11 protein-coding genes and 1 tRNA gene are annotated in these 11,711 nt (G+C 42.9%); 3 read left to right on the top strand and 9 right to left on the bottom strand.

The window, feature by feature from the left end:
• Positions 1 to 13: 13 nt before the first annotated feature.
• Positions 14 to 1,243 (top strand): MFS transporter, encoded by a 1,230-nt coding sequence (locus G458_RS0105345; RefSeq protein WP_026950990.1) that lies wholly within the window; start codon positions 14 to 16, stop codon positions 1,241 to 1,243.
• Positions 1,244 to 1,312: 69 nt separating this feature from the next.
• Here G458_RS0105345 and G458_RS0105340 read toward each other — a convergent pair whose 3' ends face one another.
• Entirely contained in the window at positions 1,313 to 1,549 is a 237-nt protein-coding gene (locus tag G458_RS0105340; RefSeq protein WP_026950989.1) for a hypothetical protein, read from the bottom strand.
• Between the two features lie 192 nt (positions 1,550 to 1,741).
• Positions 1,742 to 1,815: transfer RNA gene (locus tag G458_RS0105335), tRNA-Arg, on the bottom strand.
• A 175-nt stretch (positions 1,816 to 1,990) separates the two neighbouring features.
• Here G458_RS0105335 and G458_RS0105330 point away from each other — a divergent pair.
• On the top strand, positions 1,991 to 2,737 hold the full coding sequence (locus G458_RS0105330) for an outer membrane beta-barrel protein (protein ID WP_026950988.1): 747 nt from the start codon (positions 1,991 to 1,993) through the stop codon (positions 2,735 to 2,737).
• A gap of 31 nt (positions 2,738 to 2,768) precedes the next feature.
• On the opposite strand, the gene G458_RS0105325 is transcribed toward G458_RS0105330, so the two are convergent.
• Both G458_RS0105325 and rpoN read right to left on the bottom strand, forming a co-directional pair.
• The gene (locus tag G458_RS0105325) at positions 2,769 to 3,356 is read right to left on the bottom strand and encodes a PA-phosphatase (RefSeq protein WP_245579232.1); all 588 of its coding nucleotides are present in this window, start codon (positions 3,354 to 3,356) and stop codon (positions 2,769 to 2,771) included.
• Positions 3,357 to 3,388: 32 nt separating this feature from the next.
• Positions 3,389 to 4,846, bottom strand: coding sequence for an RNA polymerase factor sigma-54 (rpoN, locus tag G458_RS0105320; protein WP_026950986.1), 1,458 nt, complete (start codon positions 4,844 to 4,846; stop codon positions 3,389 to 3,391).
• 172 nt (positions 4,847 to 5,018) lie between these two features.
• Between rpoN and asnS the strand changes: the two genes are divergently transcribed.
• Positions 5,019 to 6,470 carry an asparagine--tRNA ligase gene (gene asnS, locus G458_RS0105310; RefSeq protein ID WP_026950985.1) on the top strand — a complete coding sequence of 484 codons (1,452 nt, stop codon included), beginning with the start codon at positions 5,019 to 5,021 and terminating at the stop codon, positions 6,468 to 6,470.
• Positions 6,471 to 6,507: 37 nt separating this feature from the next.
• Here the strand turns inward: asnS and G458_RS0105305 are convergent, their stop codons facing one another.
• The 5 genes from G458_RS0105305 to G458_RS0105285 form a co-directional block, all read right to left on the bottom strand.
• A complete protein-coding gene (locus G458_RS0105305; protein ID WP_026950984.1) occupies positions 6,508 to 7,695 on the bottom strand; it encodes an MFS transporter in 1,188 nt (395 codons plus the stop codon).
• A 62-nt stretch (positions 7,696 to 7,757) separates the two neighbouring features.
• Positions 7,758 to 9,224 (bottom strand): bifunctional ADP-dependent NAD(P)H-hydrate dehydratase/NAD(P)H-hydrate epimerase, encoded by a 1,467-nt coding sequence (locus G458_RS0105300; protein WP_026950983.1) that lies wholly within the window; start codon positions 9,222 to 9,224, stop codon positions 7,758 to 7,760.
• Positions 9,225 to 9,229: 5 nt separating this feature from the next.
• On the bottom strand, positions 9,230 to 10,543 hold the full coding sequence (locus G458_RS0105295; protein WP_026950982.1) for an MFS transporter: 1,314 nt from the start codon (positions 10,541 to 10,543) through the stop codon (positions 9,230 to 9,232).
• A gap of 64 nt (positions 10,544 to 10,607) precedes the next feature.
• A complete protein-coding gene (locus G458_RS0105290) occupies positions 10,608 to 11,072 on the bottom strand; it encodes an ExbD/TolR family protein (RefSeq protein WP_026950981.1) in 465 nt (154 codons plus the stop codon).
• Position 11,073: 1 nt separating this feature from the next.
• A complete protein-coding gene (locus tag G458_RS0105285) occupies positions 11,074 to 11,709 on the bottom strand; it encodes an ExbD/TolR family protein (protein WP_026950980.1) in 636 nt (211 codons plus the stop codon).
• Positions 11,710 to 11,711: the final 2 nt, after the last annotated feature.

Genomic DNA, 11,711 nt, shown 5'->3' with positions numbered 1-11,711 from the left:
AAAGCACTCATCTATGACTCAAACCATCAACCGCGGCGCCCTCTTCAATGCAAGCTGCCTGGCGCTAATCACCACCGCCTTCTCCTTTTCTATCCGTGCGGGGATTCTTCCCCAACTGGGAGATTCATTCGGGCTTTCAGCAGAACAGCTAGGCTTTATTAACTCCATGTGGTTCTTTGGATTCCCAATTTCCATGATTCTTGGAGGCTTGTTCTACCACAAAGTAGGCCCTGCAAACATCATGAGGATTGCCTTTATCACCCATACCCTAGGCATTCTGATGACCATATTTGCAGGTGGGTACACCACGCTCTTGATTTCCACTTTGTTTATTGGATTTGGTAACGGATGTACCGAAGCCGCTTGTAATCCTATGATTGCAGATATGTACAGTGGAACTACCTTGAACAAGATGTTAAACCGTTTCCACATGTGGTTCCCTGGCGGCATCGTGATCGGAAGTTTGGTTTCAAAATTCATGACTGATGGTGGAATGACCTGGCAAGCTCAAGTATGGGTGATGATGATTCCTACAATTGCATACGCAGTTCTTTTCTTTGGAAAAGCCTTCCCTAAACCAAGCGTAGAAGGAGTGACTTCAGTGGGCTCCAACATCAAGGCTATGTTTAGCCCTGTATTTATCTTCTTGTTTTTCTGCATGGCACTTACTGCCATCTCCGAATTCGGACCTCAGCAATGGGTAGGTCTGATCATGTCTTCCAGTGGTGCTAGCCCAATGTTGATTTTGGCCTTGACGACTGGTGTGATGGCAATTGGACGCTTCTTCGCTGGACCTGTGGTAAAAGCTTTGGGACAAACAGGAGTTCTTCTGGGAGGTTCAATCTTTGCCGCCATCGGAATCTTCCTATTCAGCACAGTAACAGGCCCAATGGCTTATGTGGCCGCATTGATCTTCGCAATCGGAGTTTGCTATTTCTGGCCGGTAATGGTGGGATCAGTAGCTCAAAGAGTCCCTCTTTCCGGAGCGCTGGGAATGTCAATTATCGGTGGAATTGGAATGTTTTCTACCGCTATTTTCCAGCCTATCATCGGCGGATGGATTGACAGCGCAAGAGCTTCTCAAAGTGCCGCAGGCCTTTCAGGAGATGCGCTAGAACTAGCCGCCGGTCAGGAGACTTTAATGAAAATGGTCACCTTCCCAGGAATTTTGATCGTTTTGTTCATCATCTTCTTTATCTGGCAAAAAGGTTCCAAACCCGCTGCAACAGCCGCAGCACACTAAAAACATGAAAAGCAGCCTTCGGGCTGCTTTTTTTATGAGTATATCAAGGTGACTTCTGAATAAGAGCTGTTAATTGGGACTACAATCATAGCTTTCGTACTCCTCCGGTGTTAATGACCAAAGTTTATCTTTTTCATCTCTATAGGTCATCACCCCAGTACTCTTCAGAATTTCGATATTTCCATTGGTCAGGATATTCGTCCCATCTTTCAAAATAATGGTGCAAGGGCCCTCAATTTCCTCAATATCGATCAGTTCGTCACAACTTGCTGAGAGAATCAAAAACAAAAAAAACAGCTTTCGCATAAGGAATATTAATTTTTCGAATATGATCAAAAACTCGCTTTTATAAAACAAAAATGCACAATCAATGAGTTTGGGGCATTTCTTGAAAAATTCAAATCCCCCACAACTCTTCTTTTTTTAAAGCATCAGAAATCTTTTCCAAAAGCCATTGCGGGAAAATAAAAAAGCTCGGTAGTGGACTACCGAGCTTTGTGACCTCGTCAGGATTCAAACCTGAAACCTCCTGAGCCGTAATCAGGTGCTCTATTCAGTTGAGCTACGAGGCCAATTGGGTCTGCAAAAGTACCGAATAATATTTTTTCTCCAAACAGCATTTCAGAAGTTTTTTGAAAAATGAACGTAATCCCTTTTCATACCTTAAGAATAATTAAGAGCATTTAAGGGGTTTATCCTGTTGCTTTTTTTATTTTTGCCCACACGCTAAGTAATTAGACTCTTTTGATGAAAAAACTACTCGTATTGGTTCTCTCCATAGTCACTTTGAACCAAACCCTCGCACAGGAAACCAAATCAGCCCCAAAGACCCCGATTGGTGGACGCCCAAGCATCCCAAGCGACTTAAACTTTGAGTTTGGTTTTAACCAACTTACCAATAGACCTGCTGACCTGGGCATGAACTTCTTCGGCTCCAGAACTTTCAATATCTCTTATCAATTCCCTATTCTTCTGGCTGGTGATCACTCTGGTTTTACTTTGAATCCAGGATTTGGGATTGGGTCGGACAAAATTCTGTTTGCTGATTCCAAGAATCTTTTCCTAGATCCAGATCTCGGAGCTAATTCTGCCGAACTCCTCAAAGTGACTGATGTGTACGGTACAGCGATAGATTTGAAGAAAAATAATTTTACGGCGAATTATTTTGAAATCCCTCTTGAAGTCAGATACCACTTCAATAAAGACAATTATAACAAGAGCTTCAGAGTAAGTATCGGTGGAAAATTTGGAATGCTCTACGAGGCCCATACCAAAATCAAATACGAATCTGCCAGCAAGGGCAGCCAAAAGATGAAACACTCTCAGGAGTACGGCCTTGAAAAATTCAGATATGCTTTGACCTTTAAAGCCGGAAGTCCAGGATTCTATGTTTGGTCAAACTTCTATCTCAACGACATGTGGGAAAAAGGACGAGGCCCGTTCGCCACTCAGGCCAGCCAAGTTAATTTTGGAATTGCACTCACCGTCTTTTAAGATTTGAATCCGGCCAAAAGCCGGATTTTTTTTAGGCCCAAATCCAGGAGAACCCAAACCAACAGATCAAAAATCCTGAGAGGAATCCGGCATACACTTCCAAGGGTTTATGAGCGTCTAGGTACAATCGGGAAGAGGCTACAGCCCCACTGAGGACAATGGTAAGTAAAAGGGGGTAAAGCTCATTAAAAGTGGGAAACAGCTTACTCATGATCAAAATCACGCCTAACAATCCTCCCAAGCCAGTCATGTGGGCTGACATTTTCCAAAAAAGAGTAACGATGGTCAATGCCAATACTGAAAAGCTAATCACCGCCATTCCTTTCCAAAGAATCGGATCCAACTCACTTTTTTGATAGAGAAAGTAAGTGGTCAAGATGAAATAAATGTTGGTAATGATAAAAGGAACTAACCTGTCCTGCTTTTGGGGAAGATGAAGACTTTTCACCATCCCACTCAATCTGAGCCCGATGATGGTAATCATAGGAATCAGTAGCGTGGACAAAACGATAAGGTAGAAAATCTGTGTTTTGAACTCCTCCGGAAGGCTAGTGGATTCCGGAACTGCAAAAAGCAACAGTCCAAATACCAAAGCCGGCATCAACAGCGGCTGAAACACAATCGTGAAAACTAGGGCAAAAGCTCTCAGCACTACAGTTCCTTTCTTAATCTGGCCACAGGGATTTGCAATTGCTCACGGTATTTCGCCACCGTTCTTCTCGCAATATTGTACCCCCTTTTATTCAGCATTTTGACAAGCTTGTCGTCAGAAAGAGGTCTTTTCTTATCCTCCTCGTCGACCATTGCCTGAAGTACAGACTTCACCTCTCGGTTACTCACATCCTCTCCACTATCGGTAGAAATTCCTTCGGAGAAAAAGTATTTCAAAGGATAAACCCCAAATTCCGTCTGAATAGCCTTGCTATTGGCTACACGGGAAACTGTAGAGATATCCATGTCAATTTTTTCGGCGATATCTTTCAGGATCATCGGCCTCAGATTGGTCTCATCTCCGTCCAAAAAGAATTCTTTTTGATACATCAAAATGGCTTCCATGGTTCTCAAAAGCGTATTTTGACGCTGCTTGATGGCATCTATAAACCACTTAGCCGAGTCTAGTTTCTGCTTGACAAAGGTGACTGTCTCCTTCAGCTTTTTATCTTTCTTGTCACTTTTATCATACGCATCAAACATCTCCGCGTAAGATCTTGAAATTCTCAATTCCGGAGCATTTCGTGAATTAAGGGTTACTTCGAGCTTCCCGCTGTTATTGGTCAGAATAAAGTCAGGAATAATGTACTGAGTACGAACCAATCCATCAGAAATCCCTCCTGGCTTTGGATTGAGCCTTGTAATCAGATTGACAGCATCTTTGATTTCGTCCTCAGAGAGATCCAGTCTTTTTTGAATTTTAGAATAATGCTTCTTCGTAAATTCCTCAAAGCACTCATAAATAATGGCCAAGGCATGCTTCACGACAGGATCGTCTGGGTGCTCTTTGCGCTCCAGCTGAATTAGGAGACATTCCTGAAGGTTTCTTGCGGCAATTCCTGCCGGATCAAAGGTTTGGATTTTACGGAGGATTTCCTCCATTTCGTCAATATCAGTCTCGATATTCTGGGAAAAGGCCAGATCATTGATGATGGCTTCTAAATCCCGGCGGATATATCCGTCGTTTTCTATACTTCCGATCAGCTGCTGCCCGATAATTTTTTGCCGATCATCGAGCTTCAAAAAACTCAGCTGAGAAATCAGCTGCTCATGAAGCGAGGATTGGGAGGAAATCGGAATCTCTCTATCTTCTTCATCAGGATTATAGTTTCCGTCACCTTGCATTTTATATCCGCTATACTCATCATCCAGATAATCGTCCAGATTGATGTCGCCGTCTTCCCGACCCAAATCATCCTCGTAGGTATCTTCATATTCCTCATCTTGGGATTTTTCGGACTCCTCTTCCCTTCCTTCCTCTAAGGCAGGGTTGATTTCAAGCTCCTCTTCAATTCGTGCATCCAGCTCAGCAGTAGGCACCTGCAGCAATTTAATGAATTGAATTTGCTGTGGAGACAGCTTTTGTGAAAGAGATTGAGAAAGATTAAGCTTCTGCATGTACTAATATAAACCTGCTTTTTGGGTTTAAAAAAAGCTTTTTCTTCTGAAAAAGCCAGCTGATCAAAGTTAGGAAAAAGGACCAATTTTTTGATAAAAAGGTGATTTAATCGTTTTTTTGCATTCCATTTTATTTCTACAGGAAAAAGATTTTTCCGATAAAAAAACAAGCATGGCATTTAACAAACGGGTCAAAATCAAGACCATCCTAGATCAAAAATTGATCGGACAGGAAATCACCCTTATGGGTTGGGTTCGTACAAAGCGCAGCAATAAAAATGTTTCCTTCATTGCCCTCAATGACGGATCCATTATCACCAATTTTCAGGTAGTTGCTGACCCAAATGTCATCAGCGAGGATATCCTGAAAAAATGCAGCACAGGAGCCTGCATCAAAGTCTGGGGGCCCTTGGTAGAATCCCAAGGTGCAGGCCAAACCGCTGAATTGCATGCAGTCGGCATCGAGGTTTTAGGCGAAGCAGATCCGGAAAAATATCCTCTCCAACCCAAAAAACACTCCTTGGAGTTTTTGCGGGAAATCGCCCATCTGAGAATGCGGACCAATACCTTTGGAGCCGTTTTCAGAGTAAGGCATGCCTTAGCTTTTGCCGTACATAAATACTTCAACGATAAAGGCTTTTTCTATATCCACACCCCGATCATCACCGCTTCTGATGCGGAAGGTGCTGGAGAAACCTTCAAAGTCACCACCTTTGACCTGATGAACCCTCCTAAAAATGAGGAAGGGAAAATTGATTTCAAGCAGGACTTCTTTGAGAGAGAGACTAACCTGACTGTTTCCGGACAGTTGGAAGGGGAATTGGCTGCGATGGCTTTGGCAGAGATTTACACCTTTGGGCCGACTTTCCGGGCTGAAAACTCCAATACCACCAGACACTTGGCGGAATTCTGGATGATCGAGCCTGAAATGGCCTTCTACGATGCGGAAGACAACCAAAACTTGGCAGAAGACTTCCTGAAATACATAATCAATTATGCGCTTGAAAACTGCGAGGAAGACCTTAAATTCTTAGCACAACGAGCTCAGGAAGAAGAAAACACCAAGCCGGCAGACCAGCGATCTGAGTTGGGGCTGATCGAAAAGTTGAGATTCGTAGTAGAAAATGACTTCGTTCGTCTGACTTATACTGAGGCCATTGACATTCTGCGAAACAGCAACCCTAATAAAAAGAAGAAATTCCAATATCTGATCGAATCTTGGGGAGCTGATCTACAGTCCGAGCACGAAAGATATCTAGTAGAGAAGCATTTCAAGAAACCGGTAATCCTGACAGACTATCCAAAAGACATCAAAGCCTTCTACATGCGCCAAAATGAGGATGGAAAAACTGTAGCAGCGATGGATATCCTCTTCCCGGGAATCGGGGAAATTGTCGGTGGATCCCAGCGAGAGGAAAGAATGGACAAGCTGACCCAAAGGATGCAGGAAATGCATATCCCGGAGGATGAACTTTGGTGGTATTTGGATACCCGTAGATTCGGAGCTACCCCACATGCCGGATTTGGACTTGGCTTTGAGCGGATGGTCCAATTCGTTACCGGAATGGGAAATATCCGTGATGTAATCGCCTTCCCGAGAACTCCAGGAAACGCAGAATTCTAATATTCAATGTCCCCGTCACTTCTGACGGGGATTTTTTTTAGCTAATCACCTTCACCCTTCTAGCCAAAGGAATACAGAGGATGCTGAAAAATATGGCCAAGTATCCTACAATATTAAAATTGGTCAATTGGCCGAGCTCGTTCTCGCCGATTATCAATCCGGCAATTAACGAAGCGAAGCCAGCAGCTATTTGCTGAACAGCTGAATTGAAGCTCAGAAAACTACCTCTGTTCTCCGGCTTTGCCGTACCGGTGATAATCGCCGCAGCAGGCACATAGCGCCCATTAGAGGTCACAAAAAACATCGTGGTGATCATCAGCACGAAAGGAATTGGCGTAACTCCCAGGTGGGTAATAATTCCTATAGGCACCAGATTCAAAACCATAAAAATGGTAAAGACTTTAAGCTTCCCATATTTATCGGAAAGCTTTCCTACCCAAGGGGAAGTGAAAATCGTAAATCCTCCACCGGCAATGTAGATATAGGTCAGCTGCATTTCGGAAAAACCTACATTAGCCACATTGAAGGGACTCAGAAAAGGAATGATCATAAACTGACCAAACATCATCATGATGGACAGCGTGATTGCCCTCATCTGATTGCTGTTGCCAGTCACTCTGGAAATTACCTGAATGGGACTTGGGCGCTGAATCTCCTGATTTAGATGCCCGGCAATATTGGGGATAAACTTCACAATCATCCCCAGAGCTAGGATAGACAAGCCCCCCAAAATATAAAACGGGGTATGCCAGTCCGATAAACTCGCCAGAAAAAGTCCCAAAGGCACTCCCATAACTGAGGCAAAGGAAAAAGCTGACATCACCAAGCCCATCGCACTTCCTCTTTTTTCATAGGGAATCACATCTCCGATAATGGCAAGAATCAAGGCTGAAGTCAATCCTCCAAACACTCCCGAGATCACTCTTGCCGCCAGGAGAATAGGATAATTGGGAGATAAAGCACAACCTAAAGTTCCTATGGTAAAGCCTACGTAAACCCAAAGCAATATTTTTTTCCGGTCAAACCGATCCAGAAAAAAGGCTCCAAAAAAACTGGAAATCCCTGCGCTGAAGGTATAGGAGGAGACTAATAGACTGAATTCACTGGGACTAATTTCAAACAATCTCATCAACTGAGGCCCCAGCGGCATCAGAATCATGAAATCAACGATATGGATAAAATTAATGGCGGCTAAAGTCCAAAGAAGTGCTTTTTCTGGTTTCATATAAAATCTATGGACTCTTAACCCGCATTAAAAAATTTAAGTTTACCTCAGTCCAAAATTCTTCACAGAATTGAAAGTTTTTGGAATGTCATTGGAATAGCCTCAAGAATATCCGAGGCAATGGTGGAGCGAAACTTCTTGCTTCCCGCAATTTCTCCCGCCAACCCATGTTGGAAAACTCCACAAACCAAGGCCTGCTCAGGAGAATATCCCTGGCCAAGAAATGAAGTAAGCATCCCAGTCAACACATCACCCGAACCACCAGTTGCCATATAGTTCGTCCCGGAGGAATTAAATATTTGCCTACCATCAGCCAGACAAATCACCGAATTGGCCCCCTTGATCAACAAGTTCAACTGGAAATTAATGCAGAATTCACGAGCTGCCTTAAGACGAAGCAGCGGATCCGAAATTTTTCCAAAAAGCCTTTCAAATTCCCCTAAATGAGGTGTCAGAATACTTCCTTTGGGAATTAAAGGAATCAAGTCTTTATCCCTCGATAGAATCGTTAAGGCGTCCGCATCCAAAACCAAGGGAGCTTTATAGCCTTCCAAAATCTTTTTCAGCAAGCCATGCTGGTCAACTCCCATTCCCGGCCCCACTCCAATGGCATCAAATTTTTCCATTCTAAGCTCCTGATCTGTATAGACCATAGCCTCCGGCACCGCGGATTGGATAATGGATCTTTCTTCGATGGGAACATAACAAGTAACAAGCCCGGAACCAGTCCGCAATGCACTTTTCGAACTTAATATCGCTGCACCCATCGTTCCCTTACTTCCTGCCACCAGGAGTATTTTTCCAAAATCTCCCTTGTGAGAAAATCTGGAAAACTTTCGATGATATTCAGGGATGTCTTTTTCCTGCAAGTAGTAAAACTGGGAATCAAAGGCTTCATATTCTTCATCCCCGATCCCGATATCCACTACAATTAATTCTCCCGAAATCGAGGCATTTTCAGGGAGAAGAAGTGAAAGCTTAGGAAAAGCAAAAGTGATTGTCACCTCAGCTTTGACACAATTTTTGGACGCCATTCCTTCAGAAGGAAGTCCGCTGGGAACATCAATAGAATAAATGCTCTTTGAAAATGAATTGATAACCTGAATGATTTCTATTGCATCCGGTCTCAAATCACCTTTTAGCCCCACTCCCAAAAAAGCATCTATCAAGCAATCAAACTTGGCTCCATCGAAACCTTTCCAATGTTTTTGAGCTACGGAAGAAGGCAAGGATTCTAAATTCGCTTGGGCATCCGGACTTAATTTGGCACCCAAATCAAAACAAAAAAACACCTCCGGATTGAATCCTAATTGATTCAAAAGACGAGCAATGGCCAATCCATCTCCTCCATTGTTTCCAGCTCCGCAAAAGACTGCTACACGAAGAGATTTAGAAAATGACTTAGACTCCCACCAATTCACAAAACCTTGAGCGGCATTTTCCATCAAGCTCAAGCTGGAAATACCGGTATTTAGAATATGTGTACTATCCAAATTCCTGACTTCATTTCCTTGGAGGATTTTTATCATGGCTATTATTCTTGTTCAATAGAGACCGTCTTTTTGGAGATTCTTAGAATAATCAAAAACCCGAGACCGATTAGGAAAAACAAACCTAAGGAGACCGCAGAATTCCGCATACTCCCTGTCAATTGCTCGATGGCGCCGTACGAGAAAGTCCCCAAGACAATGGCTACTTTTTCGGTCACATCAAAGAAACTGAAAAACGAGGCGTGTTGGGTGCTTTCCTCAGGAATAAGCTTGGAATAGGTCGATCTGGAAAGAGATTGAATTCCTCCCATCACCATCCCCACCGTAAAGGCTAAGGCATAAAATTCCAAAACAGAGTAAACAAAATATGCCGCGATGCAGATCCCAATCCAAATCAATACCATGATGATCAAACTGATTCTGTTGCCAAACTTTTTGGAAATGAATGCAAACAGATAACTGCCGAGAATGGCAACAAACTGAATAATAAGAACCGTGAGAATCAATTGATCTCCTGGCAGCCCCAGCTCTTTGTCTCCAAAGGAGGCGGCAAGATACATGACCGTCTGGACCCCCATGGAGTAAAAGAAAAAGGCTGCTAGAAATCTCTTTATTACGGGGAATAATTGAATCTGCTGATAGACTGTTTTGATTTCCAAATAGCCCTTCCATAGAAACTGACTTTGAATTTTCTTCTGGAAAGGATTTTTCGGCAAATGATAAAAAGGAATCTGGGAAAAGCCTGCCCACCATAAACCGGTAATCAGAAATGAAAGCCTAGCAGGCATACTTCCCTCCTCCAGTCCAAACCAAGCTGGATATTGGATGGTCAGAAGGTTAAATACTAATAGAATCACACTTCCAATATATCCGAGGGCAAATCCTCTAGCGCTTAGGAAATCATATTCTTTTTCACTGGCTATTTCCGGCAAATACGCATTATAAAAGACTATACTTCCGGCATACCCAATACTCGCCATTATGCTGCATAGAATTCCATATTCAAGATTTGACCCGTCAAAAAAGAATAAGCCAAAACAAGAGGCTGATCCCAAATAAGCAAAGAGCTTCATGAAGGTCAGTTTCTTTCCGGAGGCGTCTGCTATCCCAGAGAGTAAAGGAGAAATCAAAGCAATTACCAAGAATGAGAAAGAGATCGAATAGGAATACAGAACTGTATTGACAATCTCAAAACCAAAAAATTTAACGACATCAGACCCATCCAAGCCTTTGGTAACGCTATTATAATAAACAGGGAAAATGGTAGATGTAATGACCAAACTATAGACAGAATTGGCCCAATCATACATTGCCCAGGCATTCTGGACTTTTGCTTTATTACTTAAATGAATTCTCATCGGATGATCAACAAAAAAGCCATCCTGTCTTCAGGATGGCTTTCAATATAAGCATTAGATCAAATTAATCTTCATAGATCTTTCCAGTGGAAGCGTAAAGCACACGTCGGGCATCCGCATTTCTAAGTTCAGTCTGAACGTCAGAGATAGGACCCATTTTCACGTCTTTATCTACTTTCAAAGAGATGGTAATCAAACCTCTGTCGGCTTCTGGAAGAAGATCTCGCTCTTGGTTAACCCACTGAACGATATCTGGAGTGCTGATCAATACGTCATTAGCTTGCACTCTAGGCTCAGAACCATATAGTCCTGGATTCTTTGGCTTACCAATGTACATGTAGGAGATCAGGGTTTTCTTTTGAAGCTTTTGAAGCTGAGTTGCCTGAGGAATTTTCTGCTCAACCAAGATTGTCTGCTCTCTCAATACCGTTGTCACCATGAAGAAGAACAACAACATGAAGATGATATCAGGCAAAGCTGAGGTAGGAATATTGGTCTGAGTACTGGTTTTTTTCTTAAACTTTGACATATCAGTTCCCTCCTATCTTATCTGGTTCAGCAATAGAAATCGCCATTGGGATTCCCTCTTTTCCTTTGTCTTGAAGAGCCTTAGAAGCTTCATCGTCACCGGTAAGGGCACGATATTCATCCGCTGTAAGACCAACTCTTTCTCCGTAGATATCGAAATAGGCTTTTTTAGCCAAATCGAATACCTCTAGAAACACTTCATAGCTAGTACCCCTGTTTGTCTTGATAGACACTACTGCCTCACCTGGATGATCTGAAGATTCAGGTCTTCTTAAAGCTTGTGCTTGAAGGGATGCTGGCAATGAATTGAACAAAGCAGTTGCATTTTCGTCTGGCGCACCAAAGTTCAAGACGAACTCTTTGATCTCTATATCAAGGCCTTTAGAATTTCTTCTATAATCACCTTCTACAAGAAGGTCATCATTGGCGTTGATCAGGATATTAAAGATGTTACGTTCGTTTTTCTTAATATCTGGTGGCGGGACGTTTGGATCCAACTTCGGAGGAAGGATATTCAAGATACCCTTGTCAGAAGCGATCGTTGTGGTCACGAGAAAGAAAATCAACAGCAGGAAGGCGATATCCGCCATGGATCCTGAGTTAACTTCCTGACTCATTCGTCCTTTTTTCCTAGCCATAA

Origin of the sequence: Algoriphagus mannitolivorans DSM 15301 (assembly GCF_000429425.1) — a bacterium.
Taxonomy (GTDB): domain Bacteria; phylum Bacteroidota; class Bacteroidia; order Cytophagales; family Cyclobacteriaceae; genus Algoriphagus; species Algoriphagus mannitolivorans.
The sequence above is the reverse complement of the archived record's forward strand: the minus strand, read 5'-3'. Positions and strand labels throughout refer to the sequence as shown.